Raw genomic sequence first — 20597 nt, forward strand, 5'->3', positions numbered from 1 at the left:
ATGATTTCCACTCTGCTGGTCGCCAACCGCGGCGAGATCGCCTGCCGCATCGTCCGCACATGCCGTGAGCTGGGAATCCGGACGGTCGCCGTGCACTCGGACGCCGACGAGAACGCCCTCCACGCGCGCGTGGCCGACGCGGCGGTACGGCTGCCGGGGGCGACACCCGCCGAGACGTATCTGCGCGCCGACCTGATCGTGAAGGCGGCCGTGGCGTCCGGAGCGGACGCGGTCCACCCCGGCTACGGCTTCCTCTCCGAGAACGCCGGCTTCGCGCGCGCCGTCCGCGCCGCGGGCCTGGTCTGGATCGGACCGCCCCCGGAGGCCGTCGAGGCGATGGCGTCCAAGACACAGGCCAAGCAGCTCATGGGCCTGGCCCCCCTCGCCGAGGTCTCCGAGGCCGACCTGCCCGTGCTGGTGAAGGCGGCCGCGGGCGGCGGCGGACGGGGCATGCGGGTCGTACGGCGGCTCGCGGACCTGGACGCGGAACTGGCCGCCGCGCGCGCGGAGGCGACGAGGGCCTTCGGGGACGGCGAGGTCTTCGTCGAGCCCTACGTGGAGGGCGGCCGCCACGTCGAGGTGCAGATCCTCGCCGACACGCACGGCACGGTCTGGGCCCTCGGCACCCGCGACTGCTCCCTCCAGCGCCGCCACCAGAAGGTGATCGAGGAGGCCCCCGCACCGGGTTTGAAACCCGAACTCACCGGCGAGCTCCACGAGTTGGCCGTACGGGCCGCCCGAGCCGTCGACTACGAAGGCGCGGGAACCGTCGAGTTCCTGGTCTCCGCCGACGACAAGGCCCACTTCCTGGAAATGAACACGCGCCTCCAGGTCGAGCACCCCGTCACGGAGGCCGTGTACGGCATCGACATGGTCGCCCTGCAGATCCGCGTCGCCGAAGGCCACGCCCTGGAAAGCGTCCCCCCACGCGCGCGTGGCCACGCCGTGGAGGCCCGCCTCTACGCCGAGGACCCGTCCCGCGACTGGACCCCGCAGACCGGCACCCTGCACCGCCTGTCCGTCCCCGGCGTACGCCTGGACACCGGTTACACCGACGGCGACCCCGTCGGCGTCCACTACGACCCGATGCTCGCCAAGGCCGTCGCCCACGCCCCCACGCGCGCGGAGGCGGTCCGCGTGCTCGCGTCCGCCCTGGAACGGGCGTCCGTCCACGGGCCGCCCACCAACCGGGATCTCCTCGTCCGCTCCCTGCGGCACAGGGAGTTCACCACCGCCCGCATGGACACCGGCTTCTTCGACCGCCACCTCCCGGAACTGACCGCCCCGGCCCCCGACCCGTACGCCCCCCTGGCCGCGGCCCTCGCCGACGCCCACGGCCGCTCCCGTTTCGGCGGCTGGCGCAACGTCCCTTCACAGCCGCAGACGAAGCGCTACGTGATGGCGGGCGAGGAGCACGAGGCCCACTACCGGCACACGCGCGCGGGCGGCCTCACCGCGGACGGGGTACGGGTCGTGCACGCCGACGCCGGTCTCGTCGTGCTCGAAGTCGACGGCGTGCGAAGGAAGTTCGAGGTCGCGCGGTACGGGGACGACCAGGTGTACGTCAACACCACCGCGCTCACCGCCCTGCCCGGATTCCCCGACCCGACGACTCAGCACGCCCCCGGCTCCCTGCTGGCCCCCATGCCGGGGACGGTCGTCCGCGTAGCGGAGGGCCTGACCACAGGAGCGGCTGTAAAGGCTGGGGAGCCCCTGTTGTGGCTGGAGGCGATGAAGATGGAACACAAGATCACAGCCCCGGCCACGGGAACACTGAGCGCCCTGCACGCAGCGCCTGGCCAGCAGGTGGAGCCCGGCATGTTGCTGGCGGTGGTGCAAGAGACCTGAGGGGCGCGGGGCTGCATTTGACATGCGTTTCCGCCGCGTGAGCGCGACCAGCCACATACGACCCGCCACATACGACCCGCCCTGAGGAGCCACCTGCATGACCACTCTCGTCGAACCGGAAGAACACAAGGCTCTCCGATCAGCCGTGGCCGCACTCGGCAAGCGATACGGCCGCGACTACATCACACGCATCGTTGCTGAAGGAGCCCACCCCGACGAACTCTGGTCAGAGGCCGCGAAACTCGGGTACATCGGTGTCAACCTCCCCGAGGAGTACGGAGGCGGAGGTGGCGGAATCGCCGAACTCTCCATCGTCCTCGAAGAACTCGGCGCGGCAGGTGCCCCCCTGCTGATGATGATCGTCTCCCCGGCGATCTGCGGCACGGTCATCGCCCGCTTCGGCACCGAAAGGCAAAAGCAGGACTGGCTCCCGGCCCTGGCCGACGGAACCCGCACCATGGCTTTCGGCATCACAGAACCCGACGCCGGGTCCAACAGCCACCGCATCACGACCACCGCCCGCCGCGACGGACTCGACTGGCTCCTCACCGGCCGCAAGGTCTTCGTCTCCGGCGTCGACATCGCCGACGCCACCCTCGTCGTCGGCCGCACCGCGGACTCGCGCACCGGCCGCCTCAAGCCCTGCCTGTTCATCGTCCCGCGCGACGCGGACGGCTTCAGCAGGCGCCGTATCGACATGGAACTGCACGGCGCGGAGAAGCAGTTCGAGCTCACCCTCGACGACGTACGGCTGCCCGCCGACGCGCTCGTCGGCGACGAGGACGCGGGCCTGCTGCAACTGTTCGCCGGCCTCAACCCCGAACGCATCATGACGGCCGCCTTCGCGATCGGCATGGGCCGTCACGCCCTCGCCAAGGCGATCGAGTACGCCCGCGACCGCACGGTCTGGAACGCCCCCATCGGCGCCCACCAGGCCATCGCCCACCCCCTCGCCCAGGCGCACATCGACCTCGAACTCGCCCGCCTGATGATGCAGAAAGCCGCCCACCTGTACGACGCGGGCGACGACGAGGGCGCCGGAGAGGCCGCCAACATGGCCAAGTACGCGGCCGGGGAGGCCTGCGTGAAAGCCGTCGACCAGGCGGTGCACACCCTCGGCGGAAACGGGCTCACCCGGGAGTTCGGGCTCGCCTCGTTGATAACGGCCGCGCGCGTGGCTCGTATCGCTCCGGTGAGCCGGGAGATGATTCTCAACTACGTCTCCCACCAGACGCTGGGTCTGCCCAAGTCGTACTAGACCGCGCTCGACGCACCGAGTCGTGCCAGGAGGAACCGTGTTCCGAAGCGAGTACGCAGACGTTCCGCCCGTCGACCTCCCCATCCACGAGGCGGTCCTCGCCCGGGCTGCCGAGTTCGGTGACGCGCCCGCGCTGGTCGACGGCACCGACGGCACCACCCTCACCTACGAGCAGCTGGACCGCTTCCACCGGCGCGTCGCGGCCGCGCTCGCCGAGGCGGGCGTGCGCAAGGGCGACGTCCTCGCACTGCACAGCCCCAACACGATCACCTTCCCGATAGCCTTCTACGCCGCCACGCGCGCGGGTGCCTCCGTCACCACCGTGCACCCGCTCGCCACGCCCGAGGAGTTCGCCAAACAGCTCGGCGACTCGGGGGCCCGCTGGATCGTCACCGTCTCGCCGCTGCTGCAGACCGCGCGCCGGGCCGCCGAGACGGCGGGCGGCATCCAGGAGATCTTCGTCTGCGACAGCGCCCCCGGACACCGCTCGCTCATCGACATGCTGGCCTCGGCGGCCCCTGACCCACAGGTGGACATCGACCCCGCCGAGGACGTCGCGGCCCTCCCGTACTCCTCGGGCACCACCGGCATCCCCAAAGGCGTGATGCTCACGCACCGGCAGATCGCCACCAACCTCGCGCAGCTGGAGCCCGCAGTCCCCGCCGGTCCGGGCGACCGCATCCTCGCCGTGCTGCCCTTCTTCCACATCTACGGCCTCACGGCCCTGATGAACGCGCCCCTGCGCCGGGGCGCCACCGTCGTCGTGCTGCCGCGCTTCGAGCTGGACACGTTCCTCGCGGCCATCCAGAACCACCGCATCACCGGCCTGTACGTGGCCCCGCCGATCGTCCTGGCCCTGGCGAAGCATCCGGCGGTCGCACAGTACGACCTCTCGTCGCTGCGGTACATCATCAGCGCCGCGGCTCCCCTCGACGCCCAGCTGGCGGCCGCCTGCTCCAAGCGGCTCGGCCTGCCGCCGGTCGGCCAGGCGTACGGCATGACGGAACTGTCACCGGGCACCCACGTCGTCCCCCTCGGCGCCGAGAACCCGCCCCCCGGAACGGTGGGCAAGCTCATCGCCGGCACCGAGATGCGGATCGTCTCCCTCGACGACCCCGACAAGGACCTCGGCATCGGCGAGTCCGGCGAGGTCCTCATCCGCGGCCCCCAGGTCATGAAGGGCTACCTCGCCCGCCCCGACGCCACCGCCGCCATGATCGACACCGACGGCTGGCTGCACACGGGCGACGTCGGCCACGTCGACGCCGACGGCTGGCTGTTCGTCGTGGACCGCGTCAAGGAGCTCATCAAGTACAAGGGCTTCCAGGTGGCACCCGCCGAACTGGAGGCCCTCCTGCTCACCCACCCCGGCATCGCCGACGCCGCCGTCGTCGGCGTCTGCGACGACGAGGGAACCGAGGTCCCGCACGCCCACGTGGTCCGCCAGCCGGCCGCCACCGACCTCTCCGAAGGAGAGGTCATGATGTACGTCGCCGAGCGCGTCGCCCCCTACAAGCGCGTCCGGCGGGTCTCCTTCATCGACGCGGTGCCGAGGGCGGCCTCCGGCAAGATCCTGCGCCGGCAGCTCAGGGAACAGCCGTGACACTGATCGCGCGCACGCGCGCGCGTGGCGTCGAGACCCTCACCCTCGACTCGCCGCACAACCGCAACGCCCTGTCGGCCGCGCTCGTGGGCGAACTGGCGGACGCGCTGACCGACGCCGCCGAGGACGGTGACGTGCGCGCGATCGTCCTCACCCACACCGGCGACACCTTCAGCGCGGGCGCCGACCTGCGCGACCCACCGGCGCCGGACGCGCTCGTCGGCCTGCTGCGGCAGATCGTCGAACTGCCCGGACCGGTCGTCGCGCGGGTCACCGGGCACGTCCGAGCGGGCGGCCTCGGCCTGCTGGGCGCCTGCGACATCGCGGCAGCGTCGCGGGCGGCGACGTTCGCGTTCACGGAGGTACGGATCGGGGTGGCCCCCGCGGTCATCTCGCTGCCCTTGCTGCCCCGCACGGACCCCCGCGCGCTGGCCCGCTACTGCCTCACCGGCGAACGCTTCGGCGCGGCCGAGGCAGCCCGCATCGGCCTGCTGACGGCGACCGGCGACGACGTGGACGACGTACTGACCCCCGTCCTGGACGGACTGCGCCGGTCCTCGCCCCAGGCCCTCGCCGAGACGAAACGGCTGCTCACAGCTAAGGTTCTGGAGGCATTCGACCTGGACAATGGCGAACTGGGCCGGCTCTCGGCCCGGCTGTTCGCCTCCGCCGACGCCCGCGAGGGAATGTCGGCCTTCCTTGAACGACGGGACCCCACATGGGCGGTGTGAACACAGCCGAACGCGAACGCGTCCCCAAACAGGACCGCAGCCGCGCCACCCGGCAGCGGCTCCTGGAAGCCGCCGTGGCCTGCCTCGCCGAACACGGCTGGGCGGGCTCCACGGTCCTGGTCGTCGCCGAACGCGCCGGCGTCTCCCGAGGCGCCGCCCAGCACCACTTCCCGACCCGCGAGGACCTCTTCACGGCCGCGGTCGAGTACGTCGCCGAGGAACGCTCGACCGCCCTGCGCGCCCTCTTCCCCGAGGGCGCGGCGGAAGACCGGCGCGCCGTGGTCACAGCCCTCGTCGACCTCTACACCGGCCCGCTCTTCCGAGCCGCCCTGCACCTGTGGGTCGCCGCCTCCAACGAGGAGCAGCTGCGCCCGCGCGTGACCGAGCTGGAGGCCCGCGTGGGCCGCGAGACCCACCGCATCGCCGTCGACCTCCTCGGCGCCGACGAGTCCCGCCCCGGCGCACGCGAAACCGTCCAGGGCCTCCTCGACATGGCCCGCGGCCTCGGTCTCGCCAACCTCCTCACGGACGACACGGCACGCCGGGACCGGGTGGTGACCCAGTGGACGGCATTGCTGGACGAGGCGCTGGACTGACGCAACCGGAACTGCTCGGCCCTGTGCGACGGCCACCTCGTACCGGGCCACGTCCGCCCGGAGGGCGGGCGACGGGAATGTGACGGCGGGACCTGGTGCGGCTTACGCGGCACTAGCGGGAGATCTCCTCGTAACCGTCGATCTCCTGCGGACTGCGCGCACCGGGGCCCACATAGAGGGCGGACGGGCGGACGAGCCGGCCAGTCCGCTTCTGCTCCAGGATGTGCGCCGACCAGCCCGCGGTACGGGCGCAGGTGAACATCGACGTGAACATGTGGGCCGGGACCTCGGCGAAGTCCAGCATGATCGCCGCCCAGAACTCCACGTTCGTCGCCAGAACGCGGTCCGGGCGGCGGTTGTGGAGCTCCTCCAGGGCCGCCTTCTCCAGCGCCTCGGCGATCTCGAAACGGGGCGCGCCGAGTTCGCGGGCGGTACGGCGCAGCACACGCGCGCGTGGGTCCTCCGCGCGGTACACCCGGTGACCGAAGCCCATCAGGCGCTCGCCCCGGTCCAGGGCACGCTTGACGTACGCCTCCGCGTCCCCCGTCCGCTCGATCTCCTCGATCATGCCGAGGACCCGGGACGGGGCACCGCCGTGCAGCGGCCCGGACATGGCTCCCACGGCGCCGGACAGGGCGGCCGCCACGTCCGCGCCCGTGGACGCGATCACGCGGGCGGTGAACGTGGACGCGTTCATGCCGTGCTCGGCGGCCGACGTCCAGTAGGCGTCGACTGCGGCCACGTGCTTGGGATCGGGCTCGCCCCGCCAGCGGATCATGAAGCGCTCGACGACGGACTGCGCCTTGTCGATCTCGCGCTGCGGCACCATCGGCAGGCCCTGGCCGCGGGCGGACTGGGCGACGTACGACAGGGCCATGACCGCCGCGCGGGCCAGATCGTCCCGGGCCCGCTCGGCGTCGATGTCCAGCAGCGGCTTCAGGCCCCACACCGGGGCGAGCATGGCGAGCGCGGACTGGACGTCCACGCGGATGTCACCGGAGTGCACCGGGATCGGGAACGGCTCGGCGGCCGGCAGACCGGGTTTGAAGGCACCGTCGACGAGCAGCCCCCACACGTTGCCGAAGGAGACGTGGCCGACCAGGTCCTCGATGTCGACGCCCCGGTACCGGAGGGCGCCGCCCTCCTTGTCCGGTTCGGCGATCTCCGTTTCGAACGCGACGACTCCTTCGAGTCCGGGTACGAAGTCGGACATCAGGCGGCTCCTCGGATGTGTGCGGCATGTGGCACTCGACGGATCCACGGCCGTGTCCGGACTCCCACGCCCGAACGCCCACGTGCAAGACCTCACGTCGAAGACTCGCGGTCCTGAGCGGTCACCCCTGTGATGCCCGGTGCGGCAGGCGCTCACCCAAACGGGATGGCAGCAGCACCATATCCCTGAGTGCCACCTTTGGGGAGTACTCGCGGCACTGAGTGCCACCTCTGTCGAGGGACGCCGCCCGGCGGCAGCCGCACATACGGCAAGATGATCGTGTGACCGACCGAGACGCCGCCCACCCCGATCCCGCCTCGATGCGCAAGCAGTACCGGGACGAGGGCCTCTCCGAGGCCGACCTGCCCGCCACTCCCGTGGAGCAGTTCGCGCGCTGGTTCAAGCAGGCCGCGACGGAGGCCCACCTGTACGAACCGAACGCCATGATCGTCTCCACGGCCGACGCGGAGGGCCGCCCCAGCTCCCGCACGGTGCTCCTCAAGCACTTCGACGAGAAGGGCTTCGTCTTCTACACCAACTACGACTCCCGCAAGGCCCGCGACCTCGCCGAGAACCCGTATGTCTCGCTGCTGTTCCCCTGGCACCCGATGGCGCGCCAGGTCATCGTCACGGGCATCGCCCGGCGCACCGGCCGCGACGAGACCGCCGCGTACTTCCGCACCCGCCCGCACGGCTCCCAGCTGGGCGCCTGGGCCAGCGCCCAGTCCTCGGTCATCGCCACCCGCACCGACCTCGACGCCTCCTACGTCGAACTGGCCGCCCGCTACCCCGAGGGCGAGCAGGTCCCGGTCCCCCCGAACTGGGGCGGCTTCCGGGTGGCCCCACAGTCGGTCGAATTCTGGCAGGGCCGCGAAAACCGCCTGCACGACCGCCTGCGCTACATGGCGGAACCGGACGGCAGCTGGCGAGTGGAGCGCCTCGGCCCCTGAGCCGTACCTGAACGCAGGCGACCCGCGAGCTCAGGTCCCTCCGCTTCACAGCGGGGGAGCCGGCCGGACGTACCGGCGAGCTCGCGGGTCGGGTGACTGCTGGGATTGGGCCGGCTGCACGCGTCTGTCACGTGCTGGTCCGGCACCGCACTGGGTGTGGTGGCGGGCCGCTAGCCCGCAGTCACCTCACGCGTCCGGTTTTCATACATCTGCCGAACCACCTCCCTTCTCGTGTAGCCGACACATTAGGAACCGATCGGCGCACGATCAACCGTTTTTCCGGGATGTCGACCGGGCCGGTTCGCGTGGGCCGGCGCAGGTCTCCGCCGGCGGACGGGACGGAGCCGGGTGCAGCGGCGAGGATCAGCCGGACGTGAGTAAAGGAACCTTGCCATGATGGCATGTGTGCTTTACATTCGGCGTTATGAACGCCCCCTCCCGCCGGTACGCCCTCGAGTCCGGCGTTGCCCTCGCCGCGTACGCCGGATTGCTGGTGTTGTCGCTGACGCTGCTCAAGAGCGGCCACCTCGGTGTCTGGCGCTACCCCGTCGCGCTGCTCCCCGTGCTCTCAGTGCCGGCCGCGATGATCGCCTTCGTCCGGCTGCTGAGGCGTATGGACGAACTGCAACGCCGTATCGAGTTCGACGCCCTCGCCTACAGCTTCGCGGCCACCGTACTGATCACCTTCACCTGCGGCTTCCTGGAGAACGCCGGACTCCCCCGGCTCAGCTGGGTCTGGGTCCCGGCGCTGGCGGTCCTGCTGTGGGGCGCGGCACGGGTGGCCGCCCGGCGGAGGTACGCGTGAGAAACCGGCTCAAGGTGCTGCGCGCCGAACGTGACTGGTCGCAGGCCGACCTCGCCGCCGCGCTGAGTGTCTCCCGGCAGACCACCAACGCGATCGAGACCGGGCGCTACGACCCGAGCCTTCCCCTGGCCTTCGCCATGGCGAAGCTCTTCGGACTCCGTATCGAGGACATCTTCCTCCCCGACGAGGAGCAGACCGATGACCACGACCGCTGACGGCGCAGCCACCGCCCGCGCCCGGATGTTCGGGCGCTGCGTGATGACCGCGAGCGCGGTGCTCCTGATGGGTGTCGGGGCGGTGCTCGTCTTCTCGCCGCGCGAGGCCGCCGCCGGGACGGGCTTGTCCGCGCCGGCTGCGGAGGTCCCCTTCGCCATGCTCGGTGCGCTGGGCCTGGGCGCGGGGATGACCAACTGGACGGCCAGGAGGAACGTGGTCGGCGGCATCTACGGCCGCCCCCTGGCCGTCGGCAACATGGTCCATTTCGTGGTCGGCGCCTTCACGCTGCGACGCTTCGCCGGCGCGGGGTGGATGCCCGCGGTCGCGTGGCCCCTGTTCGTGACGTATCTGCTGCTCGCGCTCTGCTTCGCCTGGATGGTCTTCGGCGCGAAGGTGGTGTCCGGTTCGCCGAGGAGTTGCTGAGGCGGTGCCGGTGAACCGTCGCCGCCCAACGGCGATGACGTGAGCGTGGACGAGATTCCCCACGAGATTCCGCGAATCCTTTTCCCGGTCGGCGGCTCTTATGATCGAGCGGCTGCGAGGCCGACGTACTGGAGGAGGTTCGATGACGGTACTAGTGGTCGGTGTGGTGGTCGCAGCGGTGCTGGTGTGCAGTTGCGTGGTGTTCCTGCGGTCGCGCGGGAAGCAGGGCCGGCGTGGCTAGCTCCGCAGCACGGTCCTGGCCGGACGACCGGCTCGTCAAAGCCGCGCAGGCCGGCGATGAGGCGTCGATCGCCGTGCTCGTGTCGGGTGCCTACCCGCACGTGCGGCGTTTCGCCTTCTCGCTGTGCGCCAGCAGTCAGGATGCCGAGGACGCCGCGCAGGACGCGATGATCGTCCTGTTCCGCAAGGTCGGAACGCTGCGGGCGACCGCCGCGCTGGCGTCGTGGATGTTCCGGATCGTGCGCAACGAGTGTCTCCACCGTGCACGCGCTCTGGCGCGCGGCGGCGAGCCGTTCACGGAGGTGGCGGTCCCGTCGGCCGAGGACGACGTGCTGGGCAGGCTGGAGATCGAACGGGTGGCCGCCGCCGTCGCGTCCCTGCCCGACGACCAGCGCCGCGTGCTGATCATGCGGGACGTCCGGGGGCTGCCGGGCAGGACCGTCGCCCAGTCGCTCGGGCTGAGTACGGCGGCCATGAAGTCGCGGCTCCACCGCGCTCGTGCCGGCGTCCGTGAGTACCTGGACACCGTCCCTGAGGAGGGCACCCGCCGATGAACAGCACCCCCGACACGATGGTGCGTCACACCGGTCCCGCGACGAACGGCACCGCGTCCGCGGGGAACCACGCGAAGGCCGCCGCCCCGTCGTTCGCGAGCAAGTCGCTGGCCCGGCACCTCGCACGAGGAGTCGTCGGGTTCGGCTCGGTCGCCGCCTCGATCGCGCTGATCCCGGTCATCGGCTGGGCCGCCCTGCTGCTCCTGCCCGTGGGCCTGGTCGCGTTGCGCGGCTGCCCGATGTGCTGGGCGGTCGGACTGGTGCAGACGATCTCCCGCGGACGCCTTGAGCGGCAGTGCGTGGACGGAAGCTGCCGGCTGACCTCGGCGAAGCATCCTTCATAGGTCGCCCAGGGCGCCCGGCCTGGACGGCCGGGCGTTCAAGGACGTGTGCGGTCGCGGTGGCGTGCCACTGCGGCGTTGTTGGCGCAGCGGACGGTGCAGTAGACGCGTCGTCCGTTGCGTGAGGTGTCGACGAAGGCAAGGCCGCAGCGGCGGCAGCGGCCGAGGCGGTCGGGGCCGGACACGCAGACGACGTAGGCGAGCCCGCCGGCCGTCCTGGCCCGGATGCGGGCGGCGGCATCGGCGTCCGGGGCGTCGTAGTGCAGGTGCGGGTGACCGTCGTGCAGGGAGACGTGGGGCGGGGTGCACGCTGCGGCCAGGAGTGCGTTGACCGCCTGACAGCGGGCGGCCAGAGTCTGGGTGCCGAAGCACGGGGCCAGGCGCTCGCTCCAGGTTTCCAAGCCGGCTGCCTGAGCGGCGGTCAGACGCGAGGCCACCACGTGATGCTCTTCGAGCAGAGGCTCCAGGGTGAGAGGGGCGAACGGGGCGGATGTGTTGACGAGTCCTGCTGCCAGGAGCGCGGCCTCGACGCCGTAATGGTTGAACTGCACAAGGCCATGACACCAGGGTTGGTGGTGTGTCGCGCAAGCCGCCGGACGGAGACACCCGTTCACGGAGGTTCTTACCGCGCCCGAGCGCTCAGGCGGCACGCGAATTTTCTCATGGTGGCGATACCCAGGAGCAGTTCATGACGCTTGTGGCCCTTGAAGACATTCTTGAGGCACGGAGGAGAATCCACGGGATCACGGTGCGCACGCCGTTGCTGCCCTGTCCGTGGGCCTCGGACGGCGAGCGGTCTCTCGTTCTGAAGCCGGAGAACCTGCAGCTCGCCGGTGCCTTCAAGATCCGCGGCGCGTACAACCGCATGGCCGCGATGTCGCAGCGGGAACGCGCCCGGGGGGTTGTCGCCCAGTCCAGTGGCAACCACGGCCAGGCCCTGGCCTACGCCGCGCGGATCCTGGGAGTCAAGGCCGTGGTCGTCATGCCGGACACGGCGGCGCGAGTGAAGATAGAGGCGACCCGTGCTCAGGGAGCCGAGGTGCTGCTGGTGCCGCCGGAGGACCGCGAGAAGGTAACCGCGGAACTGGCCGGGGAGCGCGGCCACGTGGTGGTGTCCCCGTTCGATGATCCTTACATCATTGCAGGTCAGGGTACTGTTGGTCTTGAGATCTCTGAGGACGCGACGGCGCTGGGACTGGAGCTGGACACGGTGCTGGTGCCGGTCAGTGGTGGCGGTCTGATCTCCGGTGTCGCCGCGGCGATGAAGCTCAGGAGGCCGGAGGTGCGGGTCATCGGGGTGGAGCCGGAGTTCGCAGCCGATGCCCGGGAGAGTCTCCGCAGTGGAAGGCGGGTCAGCTGGCCCGCTGCCGAAACCGGCCGGACCATCGCCGACGGCCTGCGTATCAGCTCGGTGGGCGAACTGCCCTTCGAACACATCCAGGCCTACGTGGACGACATCATCACGGTCCGCGAAAGCGACATCCGGGCCGCGGTGGCCGTGCTGGCCCGGCAGGGACGCCTGATCACCGAGCCGTCCGGCGCCGTCGCGACAGCCGCCTACCTGTACCAGCAGGACGCCCTGCCGGCCGGCCGCGTGTACGCCTCCGTGATCAGCGGCGGCAACATCGATCCCACACTGCTGACGGACCTGCTCGCGCCCTGATCCACTCCAGGAGAGGGGCAGACCAGGTCCCGGACGGGCGTCGCGTTTCCGCCACGCAACGTTTCCCTCAATCTTGGGGAACTCGATGTGTGCTGCGTCACGTTCCAGTTAGATGATTACAAGTGAGCGAACCGACGCGCCGTACGTGCGGACGCAGCTTGGCAGGGGGTCCAGGTGAGTGCTTCCCGGCGTAGTGGGACCACCGACGAGCTCGGACCGGACGAACCCGGGCGGGACGGTCCGGAGGGCTCGGGTGGTTCGGATCTCCTTGCCGCGCTGCTCGACGGCATGGACGCGGCTCTGTGCGCCTTCGACGCGGACGGGGTGGTGACCCACTGGAACCGGGAGGCGGAGCGGATCCTCGGGTGGACCGCGGCCGAGGCGGTGGGTCGGCAGGGATTCGCCGGGTGGGCCGTACGCAGCGCGGACGCCGAGGAGGTCGAGGCGCGGCTGATGTCCGCGATGCGCGCTCCCGGCCGGCAGGTGCACGAGTTCGCGCTGCTGACGAAGGACGGCGGGCGGGTGCTCGTGCGGACGCAGTCCGCGGCCGTGCGCGGGCCGGACGGGAAGCCGGCCGGTGTGTACTGCGCCTTCAGCGAGGTGCACGCGCAGATAGACCTGGAGCGGTCGATCGCGCTGAGCGAGGCGCTGTTCGAGGACGCGAGCTGGGGTGTCGTGCTGGTCGACGCGGACCTGCGGCCCGCCGTCGTGAACGCGCACGCGGCCCGGGCCCTGGGGATCGGGCGTACGTCCGTGCTCGGGCGGCCGCTCGGGGAGTTGCTCGCGCAGGGTGTGGAGGAGCTGGAGAGCGCGCTCACACATGTGCTGGCGGAGGGTGCGCCGCCCGCGCCGGCCGAGATCTGGGTGAGCGTGCGCATGCCGGAGGGCGAGCAGCGGCGGTGCTGGCGGAGCGGTTTCCTGCGGCTGGCGTCGCCGCTCGCGGAGGAGCCCGTGCCGCTGGGTGTCGGCTGGCTGTTCCAGGACGTGACCGAGGTCAAGCAGGGCGAGCAGGAGGCGTCCCTGCTGCGGTTCAGGACCAATCAGCTGCACCGGGCCGCCCGGGCGGCCGCCGAGTGCGAGGACGCGCGGGAGGCGGCCACCGTCCATCTGGACTTCGCGCTCGCCGGGTTCGCCGACCACGCGCTGATCGACCGGGTTGCGGGCGGCGCGCTGTCCGACGCGGAGGCTGCGGGTCCGGTGCGGTTGGTACGGGTCGCCGCCACGCCCTCCGGTGCGCCGGGGCCGAGCCTGCTCACCGGGCAGGCGGGGCTGCCCGTGCGGTACGGCCAGGGGCATCCGGCGTTGCAGTGCGTGGGGCGGGCGGGGTCGGTGCGGGCGAGCGTGGGGTCGGTGCCGGCCGAGCAGGCGCGCGAGTGGGCGGTGGGGCGGCAGTGGCCGGCGGACGCGGTGCACGCGCTGTGCGCGGTGCTGCGGAGCCGGGGGCGGACGCTGGGTGTGGTGACGTTTCTGCGCGGGGCGGGCCGGAGCCACTTCGAGCGGTTCGACGCGACGTACGCGGAGGATGTCGCGGTACGGATCGCGGCGGCGCTGGATCTGGCGGCGGCGCTGGATGAGCAGTGACGGGCGGCCTGCTGTTCAGCGCGCCGTCAGTGCCGTCAGTGCCGGTAGAAGATCCGGTCGCCGTACTCCTCCATCACCCGGCTGTTCCACTCGTGTCCGCCGTCGACGTTGCCGGAGCGCAGCAGCGGGGGTTCGATGCCGCGGTCGGCGAGAGAGCCGGCCGCCGTGGCCATGACCGCCTGGAGGAGGGCCGAGGTGACGACGGTGGAGGCGGGGGCGAAGGGGGCCGGGACGGCGTCTAGGACGAGTTCCGCGTCGCCGATCGCGATCTTCGAGTCGAGGACGATGTCGCAGTGGTCCTTCAGGTACGTCCCGGACAGGTGCCGCGATCTGGTCTCGGTGGCGTACGCCACCGATGTCACGCCGATGACCTTCACGCCCCGGGCGCGGGCGTTCACGGCCATTTCCACGGGGAGCGCGTTGCGGCCCGAGAGCGAGATGATCAGGAGCGCGTCGCCCGCGCGGAGGGGGGAGCAGTCCAGGACGGCGCTCGCGAGGCCGTCGACGCGTTCGAGGGCGGAGCCGAGTGTGGCCGGCATGACGTCGACGCCGACGACGCCGGGGACGGCGAGCAGGTTCATCAGGGCGAGGCCGCCGGCGCGGTAGACGACGTCCTGTGCGGCGAGCGAGGAGTGGCCGGCGCCGAAGGCGAAGAGACGGCCGCCGGCGGCGACGGTGTCGGCGAGGAGGGTGCCTGCCGCGTCGATGCGGTCGGCCTCCTCGTCCCGGACCCGTCGCAGCAGGCCGATCGCCGCGTCGAAGAACTGGCCGGCCAGCGTGCGGTCGCTCATTCGGGGCCCTTCCGAGCGTCGGGGTCTGTGCCGCGGATCACGGTGCGGTCTGGACCAGTGCGGTGTCAATACGGCCGCACGGGCGCGCCGGTCATCCGGTGCCCGGGGACGCGCGGGCGGACGTGTCCGGAGCCGGCGGACACACGCGGGAACACCCGCGTAACCCTTTGGTTTCAACGGCGCGGCACGGTTGTCAGTGGTATGCGTCAGAATTGAGGTCAGGGCCAGCGCACGCGCCGCGGAGCCGTCGTGCTTCCGGCAGAGCTAATCGAGGGGCACGAATGTCCGGACTGATCGACACCACGGAGATGTATCTCCGCACCATCCTCGAGCTGGAGGAGGAAGGTGTTGTCCCCATGCGCGCCCGGATCGCCGAGCGGCTCGACCAGAGCGGTCCGACGGTCAGCCAGACGGTGGCGCGGATGGAGCGTGACGGCCTGGTGTCCGTGGCCAGCGACCGCCACCTGGAGCTCACGGACGAGGGGCGACGGCTGGCCACGCGCGTGATGCGCAAGCACCGGCTCGCGGAGTGCCTGCTCGTCGACGTGATCGGGCTGGAGTGGGAGCAGGTGCACGCCGAGGCGTGTCGCTGGGAGCACGTGATGAGCGAGGCCGTGGAGCGGCGTGTGCTCGAGCTGCTGAGGCACCCCACGGAGTCGCCGTACGGCAACCCGATCCCGGGCCTGGAGGAGCTGGGCGAGAAGGACGGCGCCGACCCGTTCCTGGACGAGGGCATGGTCTCGCTGGCGGATCTCGACCCGGGCAGCGACGGCAAGACGGTCGTCGTGCGCCGGATCGGCGAGCCGATCCAGACGGACGCGCAGCTGATGTACACGCTGCGCCGGGCGGGCGTGCAGCCGGGCTCTGTGGTGAGCGTGACGGAGTCGGCGGGCGGCGTGCTGGTGGGCAGTGGCGGTGAGGCGGCCGAACTGGCGGCGGACGTCGCCTCTCACGTGTTCGTCGCCAAGCGCTGAGCGACAGGGGCCGGGGCGGTGGCGCGGCCGTAAGTGGTCAACTCCCGTTGATCCTGGGGTAGTTGCGGCATCGCGTCGATCTCGCCGAATCCGAGATTCACGCTCCGAATCGCAGCGCTCGGACGCTTCGCGTGCGAGGCTGTCGCGTGAGGCATATGACCTGAGGGGGCGGGAGGATGCGCCGCAAACGTGTCGAAGGCCCCGGCGCCGTGTGGCGCCGGGGCCTGTCCTCCCCTGTGCTGACCCGGAGCCCCGAGCTCTCAGGGTCATCCCCTTCGGACCGGTTTCCCCGAGCGGTCCGCCTCCCGCTGAAGATCTCCCCCAGGCGGCGGCGATCATTCCTGGCGGGGGGTCACTCGAACGAGGGGTGTTGTCCGCAGAGACGGCATTTTCGAATACCCATTCGATAGCCTTCGGGTGACGGGTCGGGCGGGATGTGCGCTACAAGGATGTGCACGAGCACCGGCAGGACAGCTGTACGCGAAGCCAGGGGGGTGCCAGGACCATGGTGCGACGCATCGACGTGACCGGGGCGGGCGGCGTACGTCTCGCGGCCTGGGAGTTCGGCGACCCTCCCAAGGGAGATATGGCCGAGCACACCCCCGGCGTGCTGTTACTGCACGGCCTGATGGGCCGCGCCTCGCACTGGGCCGCCACCGCCCGCTGGCTCTGCGAACGGCACCGCGCCGTGGCGCTCGACCAGCGTGGCCACGGCCAGAGCGACAAGCCCCCGCGGGCGTCCTACACGCGCGAGGCGTACGTCGAGGACGCCGAGGCCGCCCTGGAGCAGCTCGGACTCGCCCCGGCCGTCCTGATCGGCCACGCCATGGGTGCCCTGACCGCCTGGCAGCTCGCCGCCAAGCGCCCCGACCTGGTCCGCGGGGTGATCATCTCCGACATGCGTGCCTCCGCGCTCGGCGCCGCCTCGCAGCGCGAGTGGGCCGACTGGTTCAAGGCCTGGCCCGCTCCCTTCGCCACGCTCGCCGACGTACGCAAGTGGTTCGGCGAGGACGACCCCTGGGTGGAGCGCCCGAACCCGTCCCGCGGCGAGTTCTACGCCGAGGTGATGCACGAGTCCCCCGACGGCTGGCGTCCGGTCTTCGACCCTGAGCAGATGCTCGAGTCCCGCGAGACCTGGGTGTACGACGCGCACTGGGAGGAGCTCGCCCAGGTCCGGTGCCCCGCCCTGGTCGTCCGCGGCCTCGACGGCGAGCTCGGCCGCGCCGAGGCCCAGGAGATGGTCCGCGTCCTGCCCCGCGGGGAGTACGCGGAGGTCGCCGACGCCGGCCACCTCGTGCACTACGACCAGCCGGACGCGTGGCGGGCGGCCGTCGAGCCGTTCCTGGACGCGCTGCTCACGTCCGGTTAGGACCTGTCCGGCCGATCACGGCGGAGACGCGGGGTGTGGCGGCACACACATCTGCCGCGTTGTCGTCGGTTGCCGACGCTCCGCGTCGACGCCCTCCTCCGCCTTGCAGCCGCACGCACCACACCCCGCTCACCGGAACCGACAGGGCGCCGCCGTGTTCCTCCGCCGTGATCGCCCGGACAGGTCCTGGCCACCGCGACGCGGTGCTCGCCTCCGGCGGTCACCCCCGGCTGACCGCCGCCAGGATCTCCGGCAGCCGCCGTGCCGTGCGCGGCGCGGCCAGGCGGAGGCCGAGCAGGGTGATCGCCGCCCCGTAGGCCGCGCCGCCCGGCAGGAGCAGCGAGGCCCAGGAGTCGCCTTCCCCGCTCGCGTTCAGCCAGATCGTCGCCGCGATGACGGGAGCGCACAGCAGGGCGGCCGCGATCATGCCGCCGAAGATCGCGACCCAGGCGAGCCCGACCTGTCCCGGAGCGACGTTCTTGTAACCCTCCTGCGGGATGGAGTAGGGGAAGCGGGCGGACGTCCACGCCCCGGTCGCCAGCATCGCGCCGAGCAGCGCGAAGGACAGCCCGAGCGCCTCGGGCAGCCTCGGCCAGTCGCCGAGCATCGCGGTCGTCAGCACGGTCACGAACGTGGCGTACGGCAGGGTGATCAGCAGCAGGGCCAGGGCCCGGCCGCGCAGCTCGACGTACGCGTCCCGGGTGGAGGAGATCGTCAGCGCGACCATCCAGAACGCCGACGTGTCCTGCCCGAACTGGTTGTACATCTGGATGCCGAGCATCCCGGCGGCGAAGCACGCGAAGTAGATCGAGCCGGTGCCCTGCAGCGCGTTGAACACCGGCACGATCAGCCCGATGGCCAGGGACGTCACCCAGGCCGCCTTGGTCTTGGGGTCGCGCCAGATGTAGCGCAGGCTGCGCTCCATGACGGTGCCGGTGCGTCCGGCGGGCAGCAGCCGGGCGAGCCCCGTCGACGTCCGCTCGCGCGCCGTGGACTCGGCGGTCTGCAGGGTGGATCCGTCCGGGGCGGTCATCAGCCGGGTCAGATGCCGCGACCACACCGCCAGCAGTCCGGCCAACGCGCCGGCGCTCACGGCGAGCTGGGCCGCCGCCACGCCGTACGACCCCTCGCTCACCGAGTCCACCGCGCCGATCGCCGACGCGGGCGGCACCCATCGCAGCACCTCCGCCGCCGGGTCGAGCTGCGCCAGCCCGGACGAACCCAGCTTCTGCGCCCCGAAGTTGACCAGCTGCGCCCCGATCGCGATGACCAGCCCGCTCAGCACCGCGAGGTCCCGCCCCTTGCGGCTGGTCAGCAGCCGCACGTTGGCGGCGGCGACGGCCCGCGCAAGGGCCACGCACACCAGCAGAGCGAGTGCCACGGCGACGACCCCGACCGCGTAGGCGGCCCCGCCACGGGCGACCGACACCACCGAACCGGCCAGCATGCACAGCGTGAACAGCGGCCCGATGCCCACCAGCGAGGCCACCAGCAGCGCCCGTACCAGCGGCCGGGGCCGCAGCGGCAGCATCACCAGGCGGGTGGGGTCCAGGGTCTCGTCACCGCCGGGGAAGAACAGCGGCATCACGGCCCAGCCCACCGCCAGCACCGCCACCAGCAGCACCACGACGGACGCGGCGTGCGCATGTCCGCGCAGCGCGATCAGGCCGACCAGCTGCAGCGCGGCGAAGAGGAAGGTGACGACGGCCGACGCCACGTACGCGGCCCGCCGCCCCCCGGACTGCCGCAGTCCGTTGCGCAGGAGCGACAGTTTCAGCCGTACGACGACGGGAGTGACGCCCGCGGTCATCGCGCCCCGCCGCCCAGCCAGTCGAGGTCGGAGCCGGCGTCGCGGCCGTTCGCCCCGACGAGTTCGAGGAACGCCTCCTGCAGCGAGGGCGCGTTCCCGCGTACCTCGGCGAGGGTGCCGTGGGCGCGGATACGGCCGGCCGCCATCACGGCCACCCAGTCGCACAGCGACTCGACGAGCTCCATCACATGGGAGGAGAAGACGACGGTGGCGCCCGACCCCGTGTACCGCTCCAGAACACCACGGATCGTCTGCGCGGACACCGGGTCGACTCCCTCGAACGGCTCGTCCAGGAACAGTACTTCGGGATTGTGCAGGAGAGCGGCCGCGAGCCCGATCTTCTTGCGCATGCCGGTCGAGTAGTCGACGACGAGTTTGTGCTGGGCTCCGGCCAGATCGAGTACGTCGAGCAGCTGGGTGGCCCGTTTGTCGACCTCGGCACCGGGCAGCCCCCGCAACCGCCCCGAATAGGCGAGCAGTTCACGCCCCGACAACCGTTCGAACAGCCTGAGCCCCTCCGGCAGCACCCCGATCCGCGCCTTCACCGCCACGGGATCCCGCCACACGTCGTGCCCGACGACCTCGACGGTCCCCTGATCGGGCCGCAGCAACCCGGTCACCATCGACAAGGTGGTGGTCTTCCCCGCCCCGTTGGGCCCGACCAGCCCGATGAACTTCCCCGCGGGCAACTCCAGATCGATCCCGGCGACGGCCACCTGCTGCCCGAACCGCTTCCAGAGCCCTTGCACGCGTACGGCGGCTGTCTCCGCGAGTGTTCCCTCCGTCATGGGATCACCCTACGGTCGGGCAGCATGCCTGAGGGCGCGGGACTGTGCTTTCATACGGCTCCGCCGCATTTCATACGGCTGGGCGCGAGAAGCCACGAACAAGCCGCAGCCGCCGGATCCCCGCACCAGGCAGACCGGCAGGCACTGCTACCGATCCCTGCCGCACGCATACGCCAACGCCGAGATCAGTTCCTCCGCGTCGGGCAGCCACCGGTTGGCCGCGGTCGGCCGGCAGGCCCACTGCACAGCCCCCCGCGACCCGTACCGCGTGGGCGGCCCCGCGACATAGGCCCCCTCCCCGAGCGGGACCAGATCGAGGGACGAGAGCGACCACCCCAGCTTCCGTACCAGCTCCGGCACCTTCACCGATCCTCCCGGCAGAACGAAGAACCGCATCCGCCGATCCGGCGACAGCGTCACCGGGCCGAGCGTCAGCTTCATCCGCTCCATCCGCGCGAGCGCGTGGAACCCCGCGGTCTCAGGGACGTCGATCGCGTCGAACGTACGGCCCGTCGGCAGCAGAATCGACGCCCTCGGCTGCTGCGACCACATCCGGCGTACGGCGACCGCACTGCCCGTGGCCTGTGCCGCCCAGTCCTCACGTGCCGGATGCGCGCCCGGCGCGGCGCACGCGGGGTCGCCGCACGAGCAGCGCTGCACCCCGCCCACGGCGTCCAGCCAGGAGCCCGGGACGACGTCCCAGTGGCGCTCCTCGGCGTAGCGTACGGCTGTCTCCAGCAGGGATTCCCCGCGCTGCTTCGGAATCTGAGCGGCTTCGGTGACCGCGATCGTCTCTTCCACGCTCCACTCAACTCCCGCGTCCACCTCGGGTTACGGGGGTAA

General features: G+C 71.4%; 21 protein-coding genes. 15 read left to right on the forward strand and 6 right to left on the reverse strand.

The window, feature by feature from the left end:
- The 5 genes from ACZ562_RS17310 (at position 1) to ACZ562_RS17330 (ending at position 6036) form a co-directional block, all read left to right on the forward strand.
- Positions 1-1848, forward strand: a complete 1848-nt coding sequence (locus ACZ562_RS17310) for an acetyl/propionyl/methylcrotonyl-CoA carboxylase subunit alpha (RefSeq protein ID WP_471179360.1) — start codon at positions 1-3, stop codon at positions 1846-1848.
- A gap of 97 nt (positions 1849-1945) precedes the next feature.
- Positions 1946-3106, forward strand: coding sequence for an acyl-CoA dehydrogenase family protein (locus tag ACZ562_RS17315; RefSeq protein ID WP_471179363.1), 1161 nt, complete (start codon positions 1946-1948; stop codon positions 3104-3106).
- Positions 3107-3143: 37 nt separating this feature from the next.
- On the forward strand, positions 3144-4709 hold the full coding sequence (locus ACZ562_RS17320; RefSeq protein WP_471179365.1) for a 4-coumarate--CoA ligase family protein: 1566 nt from the start codon (positions 3144-3146) through the stop codon (positions 4707-4709).
- A complete protein-coding gene (locus ACZ562_RS17325; RefSeq protein ID WP_471179368.1) occupies positions 4706-5440 on the forward strand; it encodes an enoyl-CoA hydratase family protein in 735 nt (244 codons plus the stop codon). Before ACZ562_RS17320 ends, ACZ562_RS17325 begins: the two co-directional genes overlap by 4 nt.
- Positions 5428-6036, forward strand: coding sequence for a TetR/AcrR family transcriptional regulator (locus tag ACZ562_RS17330; RefSeq protein ID WP_471179370.1), 609 nt, complete (start codon positions 5428-5430; stop codon positions 6034-6036). The genes ACZ562_RS17325 and ACZ562_RS17330 overlap by 13 nt, the downstream gene beginning before the upstream one ends.
- A 112-nt stretch (positions 6037-6148) precedes the next feature.
- Here ACZ562_RS17330 and ACZ562_RS17335 read toward each other — a convergent pair whose 3' ends face one another.
- Positions 6149-7249 carry a citrate synthase 2 gene (locus ACZ562_RS17335; RefSeq protein ID WP_471179373.1) on the reverse strand — a complete coding sequence of 367 codons (1101 nt, stop codon included), beginning with the start codon at positions 7247-7249 and terminating at the stop codon, positions 6149-6151.
- Between the two features lie 281 nt (positions 7250-7530).
- Here ACZ562_RS17335 and pdxH point away from each other — a divergent pair, with 281 nt between their 5' ends.
- From pdxH to ACZ562_RS17365, 6 genes are all read left to right on the forward strand, one after another.
- Entirely contained in the window at positions 7531-8199 is a 669-nt protein-coding gene (gene pdxH, locus ACZ562_RS17340) for a pyridoxamine 5'-phosphate oxidase (protein WP_471179376.1), read from the forward strand.
- Between the two features lie 424 nt (positions 8200-8623).
- Positions 8624-9004, forward strand: coding sequence for a hypothetical protein (locus tag ACZ562_RS17345; RefSeq protein ID WP_471179379.1), 381 nt, complete (start codon positions 8624-8626; stop codon positions 9002-9004).
- Positions 9001-9219 (forward strand): helix-turn-helix transcriptional regulator, encoded by a 219-nt coding sequence (locus ACZ562_RS17350; RefSeq protein ID WP_471179382.1) that lies wholly within the window; start codon positions 9001-9003, stop codon positions 9217-9219. The genes ACZ562_RS17345 and ACZ562_RS17350 overlap by 4 nt, the downstream gene beginning before the upstream one ends.
- Positions 9203-9643, forward strand: coding sequence for a hypothetical protein (locus ACZ562_RS17355; protein ID WP_471179384.1), 441 nt, complete (start codon positions 9203-9205; stop codon positions 9641-9643). The genes ACZ562_RS17350 and ACZ562_RS17355 overlap by 17 nt, the downstream gene beginning before the upstream one ends.
- A 233-nt stretch (positions 9644-9876) precedes the next feature.
- A complete protein-coding gene (locus ACZ562_RS17360; RefSeq protein WP_471179387.1) occupies positions 9877-10437 on the forward strand; it encodes an RNA polymerase sigma factor in 561 nt (186 codons plus the stop codon).
- Positions 10434-10781: a hypothetical protein gene (locus ACZ562_RS17365; RefSeq protein ID WP_471179390.1), complete on the forward strand. Its 348-nt coding sequence runs from the start codon at positions 10434-10436 to the stop codon at positions 10779-10781. Before ACZ562_RS17360 ends, ACZ562_RS17365 begins: the two co-directional genes overlap by 4 nt.
- A 35-nt stretch (positions 10782-10816) precedes the next feature.
- Here ACZ562_RS17365 and ACZ562_RS17370 read toward each other — a convergent pair whose 3' ends face one another.
- Entirely contained in the window at positions 10817-11329 is a 513-nt protein-coding gene (locus tag ACZ562_RS17370; RefSeq protein ID WP_471179392.1) for a CGNR zinc finger domain-containing protein, read from the reverse strand.
- Positions 11330-11355: 26 nt separating this feature from the next.
- Here ACZ562_RS17370 and ACZ562_RS17375 point away from each other — a divergent pair, with 26 nt between their 5' ends.
- Positions 11356-12441: a threonine ammonia-lyase gene (locus ACZ562_RS17375; protein WP_471179395.1), complete on the forward strand. Its 1086-nt coding sequence runs from the start codon at positions 11356-11358 to the stop codon at positions 12439-12441.
- 174 nt (positions 12442-12615) lie between these two features.
- Positions 12616-14022: a PAS domain-containing protein gene (locus tag ACZ562_RS17380; protein WP_471179398.1), complete on the forward strand. Its 1407-nt coding sequence runs from the start codon at positions 12616-12618 to the stop codon at positions 14020-14022.
- A gap of 35 nt (positions 14023-14057) precedes the next feature.
- Here the strand turns inward: ACZ562_RS17380 and ACZ562_RS17385 are convergent, their stop codons facing one another.
- Positions 14058-14813, reverse strand: coding sequence for an SIS domain-containing protein (locus ACZ562_RS17385; protein WP_471179400.1), 756 nt, complete (start codon positions 14811-14813; stop codon positions 14058-14060).
- A 281-nt stretch (positions 14814-15094) separates the two neighbouring features.
- Between ACZ562_RS17385 and ACZ562_RS17390 the strand changes: the two genes are divergently transcribed.
- Positions 15095-15787 carry a metal-dependent transcriptional regulator gene (locus ACZ562_RS17390; protein WP_355190959.1) on the forward strand — a complete coding sequence of 231 codons (693 nt, stop codon included), beginning with the start codon at positions 15095-15097 and terminating at the stop codon, positions 15785-15787.
- Between the two features lie 505 nt (positions 15788-16292).
- Positions 16293-17156 carry an alpha/beta fold hydrolase gene (locus ACZ562_RS17395; RefSeq protein ID WP_471179405.1) on the forward strand — a complete coding sequence of 288 codons (864 nt, stop codon included), beginning with the start codon at positions 16293-16295 and terminating at the stop codon, positions 17154-17156.
- A gap of 220 nt (positions 17157-17376) precedes the next feature.
- Here the strand turns inward: ACZ562_RS17395 and ACZ562_RS17400 are convergent, their stop codons facing one another.
- From ACZ562_RS17400 to ACZ562_RS17410, 3 genes are all read right to left on the reverse strand, one after another.
- Positions 17377-18966 carry a transporter gene (locus ACZ562_RS17400; RefSeq protein WP_471179407.1) on the reverse strand — a complete coding sequence of 530 codons (1590 nt, stop codon included), beginning with the start codon at positions 18964-18966 and terminating at the stop codon, positions 17377-17379.
- Positions 18963-19754 carry an ABC transporter ATP-binding protein gene (locus ACZ562_RS17405; protein WP_471179410.1) on the reverse strand — a complete coding sequence of 264 codons (792 nt, stop codon included), beginning with the start codon at positions 19752-19754 and terminating at the stop codon, positions 18963-18965. Before ACZ562_RS17405 ends, ACZ562_RS17400 begins: the two co-directional genes overlap by 4 nt.
- A 147-nt stretch (positions 19755-19901) precedes the next feature.
- Positions 19902-20555, reverse strand: coding sequence for a bifunctional DNA primase/polymerase (locus ACZ562_RS17410; protein ID WP_471179412.1), 654 nt, complete (start codon positions 20553-20555; stop codon positions 19902-19904).
- Between the last annotated feature and the right edge of the window lie 42 nt (positions 20556-20597).

It is taken from the genome of Streptomyces sp. NPDC040410, from assembly GCF_055595715.1.